The 19,289-nt window shown below is 64.2% G+C and carries 17 protein-coding genes; 5 read left to right on the top strand and 12 right to left on the bottom strand.

Annotated features, from left to right (window positions below; all coding sequences use genetic code 11):
- Nucleotides 1–3: 3 nt before the first annotated feature.
- Nucleotides 4–696, bottom strand: a complete 693-nt coding sequence (locus IPP90_00355) for a thioredoxin domain-containing protein (protein MBL0169168.1) — start codon at nt 694–696, stop codon at nt 4–6.
- 215 nt (nt 697–911) lie between these two features.
- Here IPP90_00355 and IPP90_00350 point away from each other — a divergent pair, with 215 nt between their 5' ends.
- From IPP90_00350 to IPP90_00335, 4 genes are all read left to right on the top strand, one after another.
- Complete coding sequence (locus IPP90_00350; protein ID MBL0169167.1) at nt 912–1,748, top strand: TPM domain-containing protein; 837 nt, start codon at nt 912–914, stop codon at nt 1,746–1,748.
- Nucleotides 1,732–2,325, top strand: coding sequence for a hypothetical protein (locus IPP90_00345; GenBank protein ID MBL0169166.1), 594 nt, complete (start codon nt 1,732–1,734; stop codon nt 2,323–2,325). Before IPP90_00350 ends, IPP90_00345 begins: the two co-directional genes overlap by 17 nt.
- A complete protein-coding gene (locus tag IPP90_00340; protein MBL0169165.1) occupies nt 2,279–2,488 on the top strand; it encodes a hypothetical protein in 210 nt (69 codons plus the stop codon). Before IPP90_00345 ends, IPP90_00340 begins: the two co-directional genes overlap by 47 nt.
- Before the next feature lie 80 nt (nt 2,489–2,568).
- Entirely contained in the window at nt 2,569–3,183 is a 615-nt protein-coding gene (locus IPP90_00335) for a LemA family protein (GenBank protein MBL0169164.1), read from the top strand.
- Between the two features lie 49 nt (nt 3,184–3,232).
- On the opposite strand, the gene IPP90_00330 is transcribed toward IPP90_00335, so the two are convergent.
- From IPP90_00330 to dnaE, 9 genes are all read right to left on the bottom strand, one after another.
- A complete protein-coding gene (locus IPP90_00330) occupies nt 3,233–4,159 on the bottom strand; it encodes a prepilin-type N-terminal cleavage/methylation domain-containing protein (GenBank protein MBL0169163.1) in 927 nt (308 codons plus the stop codon).
- Nucleotides 4,159–4,590, bottom strand: coding sequence for a hypothetical protein (locus IPP90_00325; GenBank protein ID MBL0169162.1), 432 nt, complete (start codon nt 4,588–4,590; stop codon nt 4,159–4,161). Before IPP90_00325 ends, IPP90_00330 begins: the two co-directional genes overlap by 1 nt.
- The gene (locus IPP90_00320; GenBank protein ID MBL0169161.1) at nt 4,587–5,174 is read right to left on the bottom strand and encodes a GspH/FimT family pseudopilin; all 588 of its coding nucleotides are present in this window, start codon (nt 5,172–5,174) and stop codon (nt 4,587–4,589) included. The genes IPP90_00325 and IPP90_00320 overlap by 4 nt, the downstream gene beginning before the upstream one ends.
- Before the next feature lie 7 nt (nt 5,175–5,181).
- Nucleotides 5,182–7,047, bottom strand: coding sequence for a hypothetical protein (locus tag IPP90_00315; protein MBL0169160.1), 1,866 nt, complete (start codon nt 7,045–7,047; stop codon nt 5,182–5,184).
- A 169-nt stretch (nt 7,048–7,216) separates the two neighbouring features.
- Nucleotides 7,217–8,197 (bottom strand): methionine--tRNA ligase, encoded by a 981-nt coding sequence (locus IPP90_00310; protein MBL0169159.1) that lies wholly within the window; start codon nt 8,195–8,197, stop codon nt 7,217–7,219.
- The gene (locus tag IPP90_00305; protein MBL0169158.1) at nt 8,185–8,772 is read right to left on the bottom strand and encodes a class I tRNA ligase family protein; all 588 of its coding nucleotides are present in this window, start codon (nt 8,770–8,772) and stop codon (nt 8,185–8,187) included. The genes IPP90_00310 and IPP90_00305 overlap by 13 nt, the downstream gene beginning before the upstream one ends.
- Before the next feature lies 1 nt (nt 8,773).
- Complete coding sequence (locus IPP90_00300) at nt 8,774–9,946, bottom strand: stage 0 sporulation protein (protein MBL0169157.1); 1,173 nt, start codon at nt 9,944–9,946, stop codon at nt 8,774–8,776.
- A gap of 18 nt (nt 9,947–9,964) precedes the next feature.
- A complete protein-coding gene (locus IPP90_00295; protein ID MBL0169156.1) occupies nt 9,965–10,933 on the bottom strand; it encodes an acetyl-CoA carboxylase carboxyltransferase subunit alpha in 969 nt (322 codons plus the stop codon).
- 33 nt (nt 10,934–10,966) lie between these two features.
- Entirely contained in the window at nt 10,967–14,467 is a 3,501-nt protein-coding gene (dnaE, locus tag IPP90_00290; protein MBL0169155.1) for a DNA polymerase III subunit alpha, read from the bottom strand.
- Between the two features lie 27 nt (nt 14,468–14,494).
- On the opposite strand from dnaE, the gene IPP90_00285 reads away from it, so the two are divergent.
- The gene (locus IPP90_00285; GenBank protein ID MBL0169154.1) at nt 14,495–15,550 is read left to right on the top strand and encodes an aminopeptidase; all 1,056 of its coding nucleotides are present in this window, start codon (nt 14,495–14,497) and stop codon (nt 15,548–15,550) included.
- Between the two features lie 159 nt (nt 15,551–15,709).
- Here IPP90_00285 and IPP90_00280 read toward each other — a convergent pair whose 3' ends face one another.
- Together IPP90_00280 and IPP90_00275 are read right to left on the bottom strand one after the other, a co-directional pair.
- The gene (locus IPP90_00280; GenBank protein ID MBL0169153.1) at nt 15,710–16,075 is read right to left on the bottom strand and encodes a four helix bundle protein; all 366 of its coding nucleotides are present in this window, start codon (nt 16,073–16,075) and stop codon (nt 15,710–15,712) included.
- A 272-nt stretch (nt 16,076–16,347) separates the two neighbouring features.
- A complete protein-coding gene (locus IPP90_00275; protein ID MBL0169152.1) occupies nt 16,348–19,188 on the bottom strand; it encodes an insulinase family protein in 2,841 nt (946 codons plus the stop codon).
- Nucleotides 19,189–19,289 lie beyond the last annotated feature (101 nt).

The raw sequence follows: 19,289 nt of genomic DNA, 5'->3' as shown, positions 1-19,289 counted from the left end.
TGTTCAGCGCGTCCTCTTGGCGCTTCGCGCGAGCACCAGCGCCGTGTCGATGGCCTTGCGGAAATCAGGGTAGGGAACCGCGCCTTCCACCAGGAACTCACCCACCAGAAACGACGGTGTCGATCGCACGCCGGTCTTGTTCGCCTGCTGCACGTCCGATTCCATCAACGCGCGAATGGCCTGCCGCTGCTGGCAGCGCCCAAAGGCATCCATGTCCAGCGACAGCCCGCGCGCGATGGTGTCGATCAGCGGTTGCACCGTCATCGCGCGCTCGACCTCCTCCTGCCGCGCGAAGAGCTGCTCGGCGAATGGCCAGAAACGGTCCTGCACGCCGGCGCACAACGCCGCCAACGCTTCGGTACGCGCGTGCTTGTGTTGCGGCAACGGCAGGTTGAGATAGGCCAGACGTATCTGCCCCGTGGTGACGTAGTCGCGTTGCAGGTTGGCCATCGAGGCATCGTGCCACTGCTTGCAGTACGGACACTGGAAATCGCTGATCATCACCACCCAGATCGCACCGGAATCCCGACCCATGAGTCGTCCGCGGTCTGCACGGGCAATCAGGAGCGAGTCGCTCAACGTATCAGCGGCGGGCGCGGGGGCGGCAACGGCAACCGGCAGCACCGGTTTGGACTCGGCGGCGGCATCAGCTTGTCGGCAGCCTGTCGACGACAACTGCCAGTGCGCTGCAGACAAGAAGAACCTGGGGAAGTCGGAAGCGGCGCATGTCGGTTGGGGGTGCCCGAGGGAGAGCCGTGCAGGGCAAATCGGCTTGGTGAACGGTAGTGGGACCGATTGCGCGGGGGAACAGGCGACTCCGGTCACCTTGGCTCATCGTGTGGCGGATTGACACTCCAGCGGCACCTTGCCGTAGGAGGGGGTATACTGTGACCAACGTGCGAACCGTTCTCATGCCTCGAATTGTCGGCGTCATCGCCTTGTTACTGACGGCGACTGCCGCTGTTGCCGTTCCAGCGGGACTCGGCGCGCAGCCGCCCGCCCTGCCGTCTCCGGTGGGTTACGTCAACGACTTCGCCGGGGTCATTCCAGACGACGCGAAAGCGCGTCTGGAGGATCTTGCCAAGCGCCTGAATGCCGCCACCCGTGGCGATATGGTAGTGGTGACGCTGCCCGATCTCGGTGGCCGACCGGTTGAAGAAGTCTCCCTTCGGCTGGGCCGGGAGTGGAAAGTCGGTGCCGACGCGGCGATTGGCGATCAGGCGCGCAACGCCGGCATCGTGATTCTGATTGTCCCCAAGGAAAGCGCGTCGGACAGGCGCGGTCGATGCCGCATCGAGGTGGGGCAAGGGGCTGAAGGGTTCATTACCGACGCCACGAGCGGGTCGCTGTGTCGTGATGCGACTGCGCAGTTCCAGGCACGTGACTATGGTGGCGCCATCGAGTATCTCGCCGCGTCCATCGCTGACCGCTATTCGGCCGCCTTCGGCGTCACCCTGGATGGCCAGCCGCGCGAAGTCCGTCGCTCGGCGCCTCGCGATGGGGGCAATTCGCAGTTGCTCCCGCTGCTGATCATCATCCTGGTGTTCGTGGTGCTCCCGATGATGAGTCGGCGGCGGCGTGGCTGCGTGGGCTGTCTGCCGATTCCGCTCCCGGGTCCCGGGGGATTTGGCGGATTTAGTGGGGGCGGCTTTGGTGGCGGTTTCGGCGGCGGTGGTGGAGGTGGAGGATTCGGTGGGTTCGGAGGGGGCGGTGGCTTCAGCGGAGGTGGCGGTGGCTCAGACTGGTAACGCGAAGTCCACGATGCAGCTTGACGATCTGGTCACGCAGCTCACGCAGGTGCACGGTCCGTCATTGGTGGGCGTGGTGCTGTACGGCTCGGCCGCAGGCGACGAGCAAGTGGCCGGTCGCTCGGATCTCAACGTGCTGGTGATCGTGGAATCGCTCGACATGGCCGCGCTGCGCGCGCTTGGCCAGACGGCGCGGGCGTGGCAGGAGGCCGGCAATCCGCCGCCTCTGCTGCTGACGCGTCGGGAGTGGGTGGGCTCATCGGACGTCTTCCCGATGGAGTACGCGGATATCCTCGAGCGACACCGCGTGCTGGCAGGCACGCTGCCACTGGACGGGCTCACGGTGGCGACGGCCGACCTGCGGCTGCAGGTGGAGCAGGAAGCGCTGGGCAAGCTCCTGCGACTTCGCCGCGCAGCGATGATGGCCGGCACGGACGTCACGCGACAGCGTGAACTCTTGCAAGCCAGCCTGAGCGCCATGCTGGTGATCTTCCGCAGCGTACTGCGTTTGCACGGCGAACAACCGCCGCGTGATTCGGCTGGCGTCATCACGCGCCGCTGCGCAGTGCGGGTTTGACGCCGCGCCGTTCCTGACGGTGGAGCAGCTGCGTCGCGGCGGGACCGTTGCCGACCGGGATGTCGAGCCGGTGCTGGCCGCGTACGTCGGCGGTGCCGACGTGTTGGTGACGTATCTGGATCGCTATGCGCCATCCCCGGATGCCGGCGGGACCGCGTCGTGATGCGCCGCATGTGGCCCCGTGCGGCTTCAAGTGTACCTGCCGGGCCTTTCACTCCTGAACTCTTGCGAGGACGACCTATGATGACCCTGCAGTCTTTGCGTACGCCGCGGCGCGCGCGATCCTTCTCAGCGCGACTGGCGCTGGCCTTGCCGCTGTTGCTTGGCGCCTGCGGCTACAACTCGATCCAGTCGTACGACGAACAGGCGGCGCAAGCCAAGCAGAACATCGACGCGCAGTTGCAGCGTCGCGCGGACCTGATCGGGAACCTGGTGGCGACCGTGAAAGGATTCGCGCAGCAGGAGAGCGATGTGCTCATCGGCATCACCAAGGCCCGGGCCGGCCTGACGGGCGCGTTGCAGAAAACCGGCGGCTCGGACCCGGCGGAGTTGGCCAACGCCAACCAGGCGCTGACGTCGGCGCTGGGGCGCATGAACATCGTGATCGAGGCGTATCCGCAGCTCAAGTCCGATCAGGGTTTCCTGAAATTGCAGGACGAGCTGACCGGAACCGAGAATCGCATTGCCGTGGCGCGCACCGACTACAACGGCGCCGTCCGCACCTACAACGAGTACATCCGCAAGTTTCCCGCAGTACTCACGGCTAAGGCGACGGGTGCGAAGCCGCGCACGTACTTCGAAGTGACCGACGCCGCGTCCCGCGCGGTGCCAACGGTCGATTTCAGCAAGCCCAAGTAACACCCGGGGTCGCCGTCGCCACCCGCAGGTGCGGGTGGCGACGGACCCCCTAGTTCGTGCGGTTCTTCTCGTACAGCAAGTTGCGTGGCGCCACTTTCCATTCGTACCATCGCAGAATGGGCTGGCCACCGTTTACTGCCGGGTCGCTCCGATCGCTCTTCATCTGCGCGCGGATCTTGGCGCCGATGATATCGTTGCCGTCGTTCAGCGTATCAGAGTCAATGCCATTGTACGACGCGGCCACCGAATTGTTGATGAACAGCAATCGCGCCTCGAAATTCTCGACATTGGTGGCCATGACCTGACCGATCGGTGTCCCGCTGCTGCTGAGCGACGTGGCGCGGTACAGTTTTTTGGCCGACGGATCTCTCCAGTACACCACCGCGTTCAACTTCTGGATGGTGGTGCCGGAGCGCGAGAGCAGCAGGCTATCCAGTCCGGAATCGCGACCGAGCAATTTCGGCGTGTCGAGGAATTGCACGCGAAAATGCCCGTTGCCCTGATTGGCCACCGACTGCAGCAACAGCAGCCGCCGTGTTGATCCCACCTGCAACACGGCCAGGTTGCCGGACGACAGTCCCAGCGCGCCGCTCGGGATCAGGAATTCGATGCAGGTGGAGCCGCAATTGCCGCCCGGGGGATAGGTCGGCAGCGTGTCGCCGTCGTTGTAGATGGCGTACACCGGGGCTTCGGCTGGCTCGTACGGCACCGACAGCACGGAGACCGTGTCGCCGAAGGTGCCAAGGCTGGCGAACGTTGGCGTACTCTCAATGGAGATACCTGCTTCCTGCAAGTCACGCGCGAGTGACAATCCCACGAACCGCGCGCCGCGGTCGATGCCCTCCCGCACGGTCCAGCCGCGACGGGCCTTCCAACTGCTGGTGGAAAACGAGGTCGCGCCCGTGATGACCACCAGCGCGATCGTCATCGAGATCAGCAGTTCCACCAGCGTGAAGCCGCTCCGTTTGCGTGTCATCATTGGGCCCCCGAGAGTCCGTTGCCGCGGAAATACGACGTGGTGAGCTGCACCGGCTGCGTACCGCGCGGATACCTGACGTCCACCACGATCTTGATGAGATTCTGGCGCACCGTCGTGACGGTGAGGGTGCGGATGAACGCGCCGCCGCCGGACGCCAGGCCCTCGTTGTTGAGGGCGACGGCGCTTTCCGACACGATCGACCACGGGTCACGGGTGCGGACCTGCTCCATGTACGCGCGCGCAATGGCAATCGCGCTGGTGCGGTTCTGCGAGAGCGTTTGCATGGTGACCGTTTGCGCGTTGGCGCCCGCGAGCGCCATCAGCCCCACGGCCAGCAAGATGATCGCCATCAGCATCGAGACCATGGTGAAGCCCAGGCGCCGCCGAACGCCTCGGCGGGAACGACGGTTGCGAAGGGTTGGTGTCATTGCCAGGCTCCATTGTGCCAGGTCCAGAGACGTACCTGGCCGGACGGTGAAACCGCCACGGCCGCCACGGCGGTCGCGCTGGTCTGCTGCTTGAGATACACCACGCCGCCGACACCCATGGGCAGCGTCAGGCCGCGTGAATCGAACTCCACCTTGCTGCCGGCAAAGGTGATGGCTCCCGAGCCGCCATCATCAGGTACCGCACTGGCGCTCCCGCGGTTGAAGTCGATGCGTGCCGGAAGCGTGCGCGTGGCGAAACCACGCAAGGCATCACGCTCCGCCTGGGTTTCGCCGATCGTGCTGTTGTTGTCGTCGTCCAGGAAGCCGGTGTAATTGCGCGATCCCGACACGAACTTCACGCGGACCGTGCTTCGTGTGGACAGCGCGCGCGTGCGTGCCAGGTCGATGTCCTGTGCCATCTGCATCGCCGCCAGTTGCACCTCGGTTTCCGGGGAGATCCGGAATCGGGGCACAAGCACGGCCATCATGATGCCCACGACGGCCACCACCATCAGCAGCTCGATGAGCGTGAACCCGGGCGGCGATCGGCGCCGTGTGGCGCGATGCGTTGACTGGTGTGTCATCAGGCGCTCAGTACAGCGGACGATAGGCCGTCTGCAGCACCGTGCCGACAGACGGTGTTCCAGGAGGCAACCGCTCGGGGAATCGGAAATTCACGTCGAAGCTCCACTGACGCGTCGGTGGCGTGTAATAGCCCGCCGCCGCGAACCCGACATTCGCCGTGTTGCCCCAGAGTCCTGTGGAGAAGCGGTTGGTATACAGCGACACGAGCGAGCCCGTGTAGCGGAAGATCACGCCGTTCCAGTTCTCCAAGAACCGCGGGAAGTTCTCCAGTCCGCCGCCATAGGCCGGCGACGCACACCCGGCACGCGCGTAGTCGCACGGTGTCGGCGAATGGCCGGCGAGGATGGCCGCGTTGACGGTTGACGTCTTCGCGGTGCGCTGCGCCATATTCTGTTGCAGGACATCGCACCATCCGACGGCGGCCGAGCAGCGGGTCGCGGCCGTGGCGGCGCCGCATTCAGCATCGACGGATTGGGCGGATTGCTGAGGGAAGGTAATGGCGTCGGCCATCAGTGCCGACGGGCGCCATACCGTCGTGTTGTAGTCGCCCAGCACGTACATCGGTCGTTCCGTGACGATGGTCAGGCCACCGGTGTCGGCTGGCACGCGGGACAGCGGCAGCTTGGCTCCGCCCCGCAGACGCACCGAGAGGTAGTCGTTATTGGCGTTACTGACCGCCGGGTTGGCGAACTCAAAGTACAGAATGCGCGGCGCGCGAGTCGTCGGCGCGCTGTCGGCCCAGATGCGCAGCGAGTCCAGGTACACGTCCACCAGATCGGGGCGCTTGTCCTCGCGGCCCTCATAGAACGCATTGACGCGCGGCTTGAAGATGCGACGGCAGGCGCCCACCGAAGGGACGGTCAATCCCGCCGACCGCTCGACCACCAGCGAATCGCAGAACTGCGTCTTCATGGTGTTGGTGTCGGCAATCTGGAACACCCCGGTCTTCACCGTGATGTACCAGTCCGACTTCCATGCCATCTTCACATCCTGCACCATGGCCGCGTCGGCGTTGTCCTTGGGCATCACCAACGTCACCGGCGCCATGTTCGTGGGCAGTGGCAGTTTCAGCGACCGGACACCAAAAGCGCTCGACATCAGCCGACCATTGAATCGCGTGGTGCTGCGTGTCTTGAAGGCGGGCCCGGAGAGACTCCGCGAATCGAAGTCCAGCAGCACCGCACTACCCGCTGCATTGTTGATCGCCACGCCGCCCAGTCGCTGATTGCTGTCCTTGCGGTTCCAGAAGACGCTGTCGGGTGTGGTGATGTTGCTCTGGTACGTGGTACTCGCCGACGACATGTACAGGTTGCCGTTGGTATGCACCCACCCCGCGAACGTCATGGCCGGACCGTTCAGGATCTCCAGGTCGTTCTCGTAGAATACGCCGAACTGGAACAGCGGAATGGTCTGGGCGTTCACCGACAACACCGCGGTGGCCTTGTTGCCTGAGGTGTCGCGCGCCGAGACCGTGATGTCGATGGGCTGATTGAGCGAATAGAGTCCGGAGAACGGGCCCGAGGTAATCGTCCGCGACACCGGAATACCCATGGTCTGGGTGGACTGCGTCATGCGATAGCCGGTCAGCTGCGGGGTCTGCAGGGACGCGATGTCTTCGCCGTTGATGATGCCATCCTGCATGGCGGCATCAAGCTGTGACATGACGTCGTCGGCACCGCCCTCGGCGGCGTACGAGGCGCGTGCGCCGCGGTAGTCCGCATTGGAGGTGCGCGCGAGCGTCGTCACCGCCGACAGCCCGGCGAGGATGATGATCGAAAACATGATGAGCAACAGCAGGACCGTCTCGAGCGCGAAGCCTTTTCGCGGAGTCCGACCTGCTGCTGCGGTGTCCACCGTCTGCTCTTCTTGCATGGCGAGTTCCCCCGTGCCGGTGATTCGTCTGGCAGGAGAACTACTGATAGCGGGTGCGTTACGTCACTCGCGCCACAGGCATCGGATGCAACAACGAAACGACTCGCGTAGTCCGTGTGACGCTTGGGCGCGTCACGGTGATGTTCGTGCCTGCGGTGTGACGCGCCAGCTACGCCGGCGTCGGCGGTTCGACGGCGGCAACGGGCCGCGGAAACAGTCCTTCGCCCTTGTGCACCGTCCACCCGGACGCGTCCAGACGGGCCAGGTCACCGAATCGTTGGGTGTGTACGTGACCGGCGGCCCCCAGTTGTTCCCACAGTGCCTGCGACTTGCCGGGCATGAAGGGAGACAGCAGTACGGCCTGTCGCGCCAGACGTCGAATGAGGGATGCCAGCACCTGCTCCAGCTCAGCACGCCGCGACGGGTCCTTGGCCAACTGCCAAGGGGCCATGGCCTGTGTGAACTCGTTCGCGCGCGCTGTCATGCGCGCCACGGCGGACAGTCCATCGTGCAACAGCCAACCCCGCGAACCGTCCATGGCGGCGTGATACGCTGCGACATCAGTCCAGTCGTCGCCTTCGGCATCCGGCACGGCCGCCACCGGCACAACCGCCCCGCAGTATTTCTCCACCATCGCCATCGCGCGGCTGGCCAGGTTCCCCAATGCATTGGCGAGGTCGCTGGTGTAGCGCTCTTCGAAACGTTCCCACGAAAAATTGCCATCGCCATCAAACGGCACTTCACGCAGCAACACGTACCGGAACGCGTCGACGCCGAAGCGATCAATGGCTTCGCCGAGATCGAGCTTGACGCCGGCACTCTTGGAGAATCGTTCACCACCCAGTTGCACGAATCCGTGTGCCCACACCTGCTTGGGCAGCGGGAGCCCCGCCGCCTCCAGCATGGCCGGCCAGATGACCGCGTGAAACCGCGTGATGTCCTTACCGATGACATGCAGGTCGGCGGGCCACTGCTGTTCGAAGCCGGGGGCCGGGAATCCGGTGGCCGTCAGGTAGTTGGGCAGCGCATCGAACCACACGTACGTGCCTTGCGTTTCGCCATTCGAAAGCGGCAGCGGGAACGGCACCGCCCAATCCAAGCGTGCGCGCGACGCTGACACGTCGTCCAACCCCTGTGTCAGCAGCCCCAAAATTTCGTTCCGACGACTTTCCGGTTCGATGAAGGACGGTGGTCGGCGATCAGCTGTTGCAGGAACGGCTGATACCGAGACAGGCGAAAGAACCAGTTGTGCTCCTCCACCTCTTCCAGGGTGCGGGTGGGATGTACAGCGCATTTCCCGTCGACGATGTCCGCATCCTGTTTGAACGCTTCACAGCCCACGCAGTACAGGCCGCGATACGAACGCTCGTAAAAGTCGTCCGGACTCCGCTCCGCGATGCGCCGGATCAGCGCCTGGACTCCCGCCTTGTGATGCGCATCGGTGGTGCGAATGAACTGATCATACTGCACGTTGAGACGCGCCCACATCGCCTGAAATCGCCTGGCGATGTCGTCGGCAAACGCCTGCGGGTCGACGCCTTGCGCCGCCGCGGTCTGCTGCACCTTTTGGCCGTGTTCATCCATGCCAATGAGCAGATGCACCTCGTCACCGCGCAATCGATGATAGCGCGCGATGACATCGGCACCGATCTTCTCAAGCGCATGTCCGATGTGCGGATCGCCATTGGCATAGTCGATGGCGGTGGTCAGGAAGAAACGGGCCACGTCAGGTACTCGGTGGAGAGTCGGTGGGCGCGGTATCGGCGATCCCGTCGTCGGTCTCGGTGTCGCTATCCAGGCGACGTTGTTCGGCGGCGCGCAACCGGCGTCCGCCGCGACGCCCGCGGCGACGTTTCCGACGCGCTTCACTGTCGGTGTCTGTCGTGGCCGGATCGCTGGCGGGTTCGGCACCCGCCGCATCAACGGCCGCCTCGTCGTCGGTCGTCGAGTGGTCGTCAGGCCCGCGATCCTCCGTGATTGGCGCATCCGAATGATCGAGCACCGTGTCGCCATGCTCGTCCTCGTGGTCTGCCACCAACACCATCCGGTCTGCGCTGATCGAATCGCCAAAGCCGCCGACATCCTCGCGCAACTCGGCCAACGGGACGACGCGCGTATCCCCCTCGGCCGAGCGCAAGGTCACCCGATCATTGAAGATGTCGAAACTGATCACCTTCTCCTCACCAATGCGGGTGACGAGAATGCGTCCTTCCTTTGGAAAGCGCCGCCGGCTCTGCACATAGAATTCATGCTCATAGCGCAGGCAGCACATCAGACGGCCGCAGGCGCCGGAAATCTGCTGCGGGTTGAGCGAGAGCTTCTGCTCCTTGGCCACGCCCAGGTTGACCGGACGCAAATCGGGCAGCCATGACGCCGAACAGTATTCGCGACCGCATCGACCGATGCCCGAGAGTCGCTTGGCTTCGTCGCGCACACCGATCTGCTTGAGTTCAATGCGCGCGCGGAACATCGCGGCCAGATCGCGCACCAGCGTGCGAAAATCCACGCGACGCTCGGCCGTGAAGTAGAACGTGAGCTTGCGACGGTCCCACTGCCACTCGGCGTCGGTCACTTTCATCACGAGGTGGTTGGCTTTCACGCGTTCCATCGCGCGTCGGCGGGCACTCTCGTTGTCGGCCGTCAGCGCGTGGTCACGGGCCATCTCGTCGGCGTTCGCCAGTCGCATGGCCAAACGCGGCGGCGGCGTGGTGCCGCATCCGTGCGCGCATCCGCGGCAGCGCACCTCGGCCAGTTCACCGGTGGAATGCACGCGACCGAAGTCCTCACCGCGATCTGCTTCGACAATCACTCCGGCACGCAACGCCGGTGCGGTCTCCGCTTCCCACTGGTAGAACTCCTTTCGATTGCCCCGAAACGCCACTTCGATCAGGTGCGCCACGTCGTCCGCCTTGGCTGATTACTCGGCAAACTGCCCCATGCGGAGGAATTTTTCCCGCCGCTTGCGCACCAGACGGTCCGGCTTGAGTCGGCGCAGTTCCTCGAGGTTTCGCACCAGCGCCTCCTTGAGGTTGGCCGCCGTCACATCGTGATCGGAGTGCGCGCCACCGATGGGTTCCGGTATGATCTCGTCAATCACGCGCAACTCGACCAGATCGGCGGCGGTAATGCGAAGCGCCGTCGCTGCTTTCTCGCGCATGGCGGGACTCTTGCCGTCCTTCCACAGGATAGCGGCACATCCCTCGACGGTAATCACCGAGTACACGGCGTTCTCGAACATCAGCACGCGATCGGCCACACCCAACGCCAGCGCGCCACCCGAGCCGCCCTCGCCGATGACCGTGGCAATGATCGGCACCTGCAGCTGGCTCATCTCCAGCAGGTTGCGCGCAATGGCCTCGCTCTGTCCGCGCTCCTCCGCGCCCAGACCGGCCCACGCACCCGGTGTGTCGATAAAGGTCAGCACCGGGACCTGGAACTTCTCGGCCAGCTTCATCAGCCGGAGTGCCTTGCGGTATCCCTCGGGGTGCGGCATCCCGAAGTTGCGCTTGAGATTCTCCTTCGTGTCACGGCCACGCTGATGGCCAATCACCATCACGGTCTCGCCATCGAGCCGCGCCCAACCACCAATGATCGCGGCGTCGTCGCGAAACAGACGATCCCCGTGAATCTCGATGAAGTCGGTGAGCGCGAGCCGGATGTAGTCGGCGGTGAACGGACGCCGCGCGATACGCGCCACCTGCACCCGCTGAAGCGGGGTGAGGTTTCTATAGATCTGCACACGCAGTTCGGCCAGCTTCGCCTCAAGCGGTGCGAGCTCCGCAACCACATCGAGTGCCTGATCACCGGCCAGCTTCTTCATCTCCTCGATTTGCTTCTCGAGGTCGGCCAGCGGACGCTCGAATTCGAGTATCGGGGCAACAGCCATGACAGTCCGGGGAAAGAGGGACGCGCCAGCTCGTCAGCCGTCGGCGCGCACAAGGCGCACACGATCAGCGCCAAGCAGCGCGCGAAGATCGGACAGGACGGCCGGTGACGCGGCGACCGTCAGCGATCGCGACCGGAATCGGACCGGCGAGTCGTCGCCGTCCTGCCAACGCAGTTCGAGCGGCGCCGAGCCTTGATGCGACTCGATCGCAACCCGCACATCATCCATCACCGACGGTGCCAGATCGGCACCGTTGTTCAGATCGATCGCCACCGCCAGATCGCCGCTCGCCCGCACCTCAGCGAAACGCGTGACGGCCTCAACGATAAACGTCGGGTTCTCAACCTCCTGATCTTTCCGTGAATAGCCGCCCTTGATCAGCAGCGGCACGTCTGGCCGGACACGTTCGGCGATCACCGCCCACGCCTCCGGAAAGACCAACACTTCGGAAGATCCGGAAAAATCCTCGACTGTCAACCTCGCGAACTCGGCCCCGGACCGTTTGGAAACCTGCCGCTTGATGGCCGTGACCACCACACCGATGGTAACCCCTTCCGGGGTCCATCGCCCCAGTTGTGCCACCGTGTGGGAGGCAAACAGCTCACATTCGGTCCGGAACGGCTCCAGGGGATGCCCCGAGATGTAGAACCCGATCAGCTCCTTTTCCCGCTGCAGCCGCTCACTTTCGCTCCAGGGGGGCGTTGCCGGAAGCGGCGGGGGGCTGGCGGGGGCTCCACTGACCGACGCCGAGCTGCTGGTATCGCCAAAGTCGCCGAACAGGGAGACTTGTCCCCGCTCCGCTTCTTCCTGTCGCAGGGACGCCTCACTGATGGCATGGTCGAGCGCGGCCAGCAGCTGGGCCCGATGACCGCCAAGGCCATCGGAGGCTCCGGCGGCCACGAGCGCCTCAAACACCCGCTTGTTGCACATGCGGAGGTCCACCCGCGAGCACAAATCGTACAACGACGAAAACGATCCGTCCGCACGCGCGCCAAGCAGTGAATCGATGGCGCCACGACCCACGTTGCGGATGGCTCCGAGGCCGAACCGAATGCGCTTGTCAGCGACCACCGTGAATCGCCAACCCGATTCATTCACGTCGGGCGGCAGAACCTCGATGCCCATTTCGCGCGCTTCCGCGATGTACTTGATGACTTCTTCCGTCTTGCCGATGTTCGACGACAGGAGCGCGGCCATGAACTCGGCCGGATAGTGCGTTTTGAGCCACGCCGTGTGATAGGCGACAACGGAATAGGCGACTGAGTGCGACTTGTTGAACCCGTATCGCCCGAACGTCTCGATCTGTCCTGACAATTCGTCGATGACGGCCGGATCGTGACCCAGCGCCACGGCCTTGGTGACAAACTTCCCGAGTTCCTTCTTGATCAACTCGGAGTCCTTCTTGCCGACGGCCTTTCGCAAGACGTCGGCTTCGGCCAGCGAGATGCCCGCCAGCACCTGCGCAATGCGCATCACCTGTTCCTGATAGGTGATGACGCCGTAGGTGTTGGACAGGATCGGTTCGAGCTCCGGCAGCGCGTAGGCGGTGGGCTCGTCGCCGCGCTTGCGTCGGATGTACACATTGTGCATGCCCGCGTCCAACGGACCCGGACGCAACAGTGCGTTGGACGCCACCAGATCGTCAAAGCGGTCGCAGCGCATGCGCTTGAGCACGTCGGTCGCCAACGGCGATTCGAACTGGAAGACGCCTGCGGTGCGTCCGGCGCGCAGCATGCGATAGGTGTCGGCGTCGGCAAAACCGCGTTCTTCCAACACCACGTCCCGACCGTGTCGCTCCTTGATCAGCGCCAGCGTGTCGCTGATGACCGTGAGCGTCGTCAGCCCGAGGAAGTCCATCTTGAGCATGCCCGCATGCTCAAGCGCCGTCATGTCGTACTGCGTCACGATGACGCGTTCGTCCTCGCCACTGCCGGAGCCCTTGGAGGCCTGTGTGCAGATGGGAACGAATTCGTTGAGCGGGCCCGGCGCGATCACTACGCCCGCCGCGTGCACGCCGGTATGACGCGACAGCCCTTCCAGCGAGATCGCGAAATCGAGTAGCTGTCGGTAGCGCGGATCGTCGTGATAAAACTTCTTGACTTCCGGGACTTGCTCGATGGCCTGTTTGACGGTCAGCGAGAAATTCGGCGCGTTCGGAATCAGCTTGGCCAGCGCATCGGTTTCCGCCGGCGTGAAGCCGAGCGTCCGGCCCACGTCCTTGATGGCCGCGCGGGATTTCAGTGTCCCGAACGTGACGATCTGTCCGACAGAATCCTTGCCGTACTTCTGGCGCACATATTCGATCACCTCGCCGCGCCGCTCGAAACAGAAGTCGACGTCGACGTCCGGCATCGACACGCGCTCCGGATTCAGGAAGCGCTCGAACAGCAGATCGAACTCGAGCGGGCAGACATCGGTGATGCGCAACGCGTACGCCACCAGAGAACCAGCCGCCGAGCCACGCCCCGGTCCCACGGGAATACCGCGATCACGGGCGGCCTTGATGAAGTCCGCGACGATCAGGAAGTAACCCGCATAGCCGGTCTTGGTGATGACACCGAGCTCGTAGTCGAGTCGCTCCTTCACCTCGTCGCGGAACGGGTCGCCGTAGCGCACTTTCGCGCCGTCGGTCGCCAACTGCACCAGCAGGTCGTTCTCGGTACTCACGCCCTCCGGCAGCGGGAAGGACGGCACGTAATACTTCTTCTCGAACTGCACGTCCACCGACTCGGCGATGGCGAGGGTGTTCGTGAGGACATCGTCGCGCCCGGGAAAGAACGGACGGACCTCGTCAGCCGACTTGAAGTACAACCCGTCGTCATAGCGCATCCGATCGCGATCATTGCGATCCTTGCCGAGTCCGATGCACAACAGCACGTCGTGGGCATCGTGATCTTCGTGACGCAGGAAGTGCGTATCGTTGGTGGCGATCACGGGCAGTCCCAGATCGTCGGCCAGCGACAGCACCTTGGCGTTGAGCGTGGCCTGGCCCTGGCTGGTGTGGGCCTGCACTTCCAGGTAGTAGCGGTCCTTGAACAGCTCCGCGTACCACGCGGCGGCTTCACGGGCCTCCGCGACGCAGTCGTCCATGAGGTGGGTGGCCACCTCGCCGGCCAGACACGCCGACGACACGATGATGCCTTCGCTGTACTGGGCGAGCAGTTCGCGGTCGATGCGCGGCTTCGTATAGAAGCCTTCGGTGTACCCTAACGAGGAGAGCTTGACCAGATTGCGGTAGCCCTGCAGGTCGCGGGCCAGCAGCACAAGGTGGTAGTACGGTTTCACCCCGGGGGCCGGGCGACCGCGGGTGCGCCGATCTGCCGGGGCCACGTAGGCTTCCATCCCCAGAATCGGCTTGAGGCCGGCCTTGCGCGCCTTTTCCTGGAAATCCCAGGCGGCGTGCATGTTACCGTGATCCGTAATCGCCAGCGCGGGCTGTTCGTACAGCTGCGCGCGCTTGATCAGATCATCGATACGATTCGCGCCGTCAAGGAGCGAATACTCGGAGTGGCAATGCAGATGGACGAACGACATGGACCGGGAAAGATAGCCTCATGGCGAATGTTGCGTCGAGTCACCGGCGCGGCGACGGCGCTGTTGGTGGCCGCACTGGCGTTGACGCCGACGGGTTGCTATTTGTCGCGCGCGGCGTACGAAGAGGCGCGGATCCTGTCGCGCCGGCAGCCGATCGAGCGCTTGCTGGTCGACTCCGGTCGATCGCGATCAGCGTCCGTCACCGCGACCTCCACGCCGGCATTGGATGCGGCAACCCTGGCCAAGCTGCAACTGGTGTCGGAGGCGCGCGCCTTCGCCGTGACGGCGCTGGCGCTCAAGGCCGGCGACAGCTTCACGCAATTCAGCCGCCTCGACCGCGACACGCTGGTACTGGTGCTGTCGGCGGCCTATCGCGACCGCCTGGAGCGAAAAACCTGGTGGTTCCCGGTCGTCGGCACGTTTCCGTACAAGGGATTCTTCGATTTCGATGAAGCGAAGCGCACCAGGGATCAGTTGTCGCGCGACGGATTCGACGTGACGCTGGGCCCGTCGTCGGCATTCAGCACGCTGGGATGGTTCAACGATCCGCTGGTGAGCACGACCATCAAGGCCGACTCGATTACGCTGGTGAACACGGTCCTGCACGAATTGCTGCACAACACGTTCTTCGCCAAGGGCCGAGTGGCGTTCAATGAGTCATTCGCGTCGTTTGTCGGCGGTCGCGGGGCGGAAGCGTTCTTCCGCGCGCGCGGTGATACGGCGTCGTTGCGCCGGGCGGAAGCCGACTGGCAGGACGATCTGGTGCTGGGCGCGTTCTGGGCCCGCGTGGCGAATGAAATCGACTCGGTGTTTGCCTCGCTGCCCGACAGCGCGCGCACGGCGCGGCTTGCCGCGCGCGAGGCGGTGTATGGCGCGGCGCGCGCGCGGTTGGTGGACAGCATCGGCCCGCGTCTGCGGGGCTATCCGCCCGGCTGGGCCGCCAAGGTGCCGCTCAATAACGCCGTGCTGCTGTCGCGCCGGGTGTATGCGGAGGGGTTGGACGGGTTCGATTCTGTGTTTGTGGCGGAGGGGAGAGATTTGAAGCGCGCGGTGCAGCGGATTGTGGCGCGGGAGAGGCGGTGAGGGGGAGTGAGCGGTGAGGGCTCTAGGGGTGAGCAACGGAAGCGTTGAGCGCTAGAGGGGTGAGCCGGCGAGGGTAGAACTCAGTCCTGCCCTCGCCGGCTGGCCCCTCTGGCGCTCAACGCTTCCGTTGCTCACCCCTAAAGCCCTCACCGCTCTACCCTACGGTTTCCTCGGTTTCTTTCGAAGCACCGATTTGCGCAACCCGATCATCATCTTCCGGAGTTCAACGATCTCGGTCAGGTGCCAGTCGCCGTCGTCGCCCAGCAAGTCGAGCGCATGGGCCAACTGGAGTTGCTGTTCCGCTTCGTTGGCCGATGCGATTGCGGTGGTCAGGTATCGCACGAAAGCCGGATCGTCGTGCGCGGCGCCTTCAGCGATGTTCCAGGGAATCGAGCTGGCTGATCGTAGCAGTTGCGCACTGAGTCCGGGCGCGCGTCGACCACGAACCCGAAGCGGAGAGCGGTGGAGCGAGAGCACCAAGGCATTGGCGCGCGGCAGCACGGCGAGATTTTGAGGATTGCGCATGCCGCAAACTGCGGAGTCCGCGAGCAGAATACACAACCAATTTCGCGCGCCGTATCTCGCACTGTTGCGGAGCGGATGGAGCGGACGGAGCGGTGAGGGCGTTGAGCAGCGAGGGGCCTGAGCCGTGAGCAACGGAAGCGTCGAGCGCGAGAGGGGCCAGCCAGCGAGGGCAGAACCCAGTCCTGCCCTCGCCGGCTCACCCCTCAACGCTCAACGCTTCAGTTGCTCACCCCTCAAGTCCCTCACCGCTCACGCCTCCGCCGTGTCGCCGTTCAAGGCTTCTTCGCCTCCGGCAGCAGCACAAACCGCGCCCGATTGCTCTCGTCCAGAAACTTCTTCGCGCCCGCCGCCAATTTCTCCACCGTCAGTCCCGCAATCAACGCGTCGTCGGCAAACACGGTTGTGACATCGTCGCCGTTGTCGAGTCGCCCCTGCAGCATGCTGACCCACCAGTTGTTCTGCTTGCGCGCCACTTCCAGTTCCCGCCGCTGTTGTTCACGCACGCGCTCCAATTCGGCCGCCGTCGGCGGCACGCGCCGCAACGAATCCAGCTCCTGGCGCACCGCCGCGAACATCGTGTCGGCCTTCTCCGGCGCCGACCCGTAATTGATGACCACCTGCCACTCAGCGCGAGGACGACGCGAGAACGCCGTGTTGATGCCCACCGAATACGTGCCGCCCAGCGCCTCGCGCAGCCGATCATTCAATCGCATCTCCAGTACTTCGCCGACTGACGACAGGATGTACGCCTGCTCCCGACTCCACGCATCGGCACCGGCCAGCAACACGGCGGTCTGGCTTTGTGGCGCGACCCCCTTGCGGACGGTCTTGTCGATCCGTCCGCTGAACAGCTTCGGTCCCACGTCGCGGTACGTTTCCTTGCGGCCGGTGGACGGCAGGGCGGCCAGCCACTGTTCGACCAAGGGCTTCAGCGTAGCCAGATCGACATTGCCGACAAACAGGAACGAAAAATCGCTCGCATCACTGAAGCGATCCTTGTAGATCGCCAGCATCTGCGCAAGATCGAGTTCCTTCAGCATATCCACCGACAGCGGCCGCACGCGCGGGTGCCCCCCTGCCAGCGTGACCTGCACCGTGTCGCTGAACACCGCCGCCGGGTTGGCGTCCTTGTTGCGCAGCACGGCGTCGAACTGCTGGACCAGTGCCTGCATGGCAATAGAGTCCGCGCGCGGCGCCGTCATGCGCAACCAGATCAGCTGCATGAGCGTTTCCAAATCCTTCGGTGACGCCCGCCCGTTCAGCCCTTCATTGAGATCGCCGATGAATGGTGAGACGGCAGCGACCTTGCCGGTGAGCTTCTTGTTGAGGTCAATAAGCGAGAATTCTCCCACGCCGCCGCGCTCCAGCGCGGTCGTGGTGAACGCCCCGCGAAATACAGAGCTGTCCGGCAGGAGACTGGCGCCGCCCGGACTCCACGCGGTCATCAACACCTGATCGGCATTGAAATCGGTGGACTTCACGTACACGTGAACACCGTTCGACAGAGTCCACTCGGTGAGTCCGATACTGTCGTATCGCTTCTCGGCCACCACCCGTCCCGGCGTGGGCGCGACCCGCACCAGCGCCCCTTCCGCTACCGTCTCCGTCCATGGTGCGATGGTCGATGAGGCAACCGTGGCAAAAATCTTTCGGATTTCGGTCTCCGTTGGCACCGGCAATCCGTCCTTCTTGGGTAACGTGACCGTGACCACGCGGTTGGCGGCGCCGCTGCGCTCGTTCCCCAACGCATTGACTTCCGCGAGCGTCACCTTGGGTAACAGCGCCTTGGCGGCCGAAAACTCGAAGGCGACGCCGGGAATGCCGTCTCCCGACAGATAGTTGTCGATGTACTCGCCTACGAACGACGCGGATGGTGTCTTGTCACGTTCGGTGTACGCCCGCTCCAGTGAACGCAGCAGATTCGTGCGACCCCGATCCAGCTCGCTCTGCAGAAAGCCGTGCCGCTGCACGCGTTCGGCTTCCGTGAGCACCACCTGCAGCGAGGCCAGCAGCTTGCCTTCCTTGGCGCCCGCATCAAGCGAGTAGTAGTCGCTGCCGCGCACGAAGTTGCCACCGCCGGCGCCAGCCCCGATAAACGGCGCGTCAGGCTTCTGCGACAACTCGCTGAAGCGCTGATTGAGCATGCTGTTGTACAGGCGACGCATCATCATCTGACGGTACTCGCCCACGGTGCGTGTCCCGGTAGGTGGCAGCTTCCACAACACGCCAACGGATGACGAGGTCAACTCGGCGTCGGTGGCAATCGACACCAGCGTGGAGTCGTGTTTCGGCACCGTCGCCACTGTGCGTGGGCGTGCGGCGGTGCGTCGCGGAATGGCCCCGAAGGTCTGCCGGATCAGCGCTTCCAGACGCGCCGGGTCGACATCGCCTACCGCGATCACCGCCATGAGGTCGGGACGATACCAGTCACGCCAGAACCGTTTGATGGGCGCGGGATTGGCCTTTTCGATGACCTCCGGCAAGCCAATGGGCAGACGTTGCGCATAGCGCGAGCCGCGAAAGATGACGGGGAACTGCAGATCGCGAATGCGTTCACCGGCGCCCAGCCCACTGCGCCACTCGGACAGTACGACCCCGCGTTCGGCGACGACATCCAGCGAATCAAACAAAATGCCGGTGGCGACATCGCCAAGAAACCGGAAACTCTTTTCGAGAATGCCGGCGCTGTCGGTCGGTACGGGGAGAATGAAGATGGTTTCGTCAAAGCCGGTCTCGGCGTTCAGGTCCGCGCCGAAGCGGACGCCGATGGACTCGAGATACTTGACGATGTCGTTCTTGGCGAAGCTCTTCGTGCCATTGAACGCCATGTGCTCGAGAAAGTGCGCGAGACCGCGCTGATCGTTGTCCTCGAGAATGGAGCCCGCGTTCACCACCAGACGCAGCTCGGCGCGTTGCTCGGGTTTCGCATTGCGTCGCACATAGTATTTCAGGCCATTGGACAGTGTGCCGACGCGCACCGCAGGATCAACCGGCAGTCGCGCGGCCAGCCGAAAGGAGTCAGTCGGCGTTTTCGGCGCAGCGGCGCGCGTCGGACTTTGCGCATGAAGCGGCGCAACGGCCAGCGAGGCGGCAAGGACAAGGGCGAAGCGCATTGTGATGAGAGCTCAAGGGTGAAGGTCGAGCGGGAACTGCCGTGTAGCGTAATGCTGAACGATGTGCGAGTGCCCTGGCGCGCACTAGAGGCCGGTGAGAG

The organism is Gemmatimonadaceae bacterium (assembly GCA_016720905.1).
In the GTDB taxonomy this organism is placed as follows: domain Bacteria; phylum Gemmatimonadota; class Gemmatimonadetes; order Gemmatimonadales; family Gemmatimonadaceae; genus Gemmatimonas.
The sequence above is the reverse complement of the archived record's forward strand: the minus strand, read 5'-3'. Positions and strand labels throughout refer to the sequence as shown.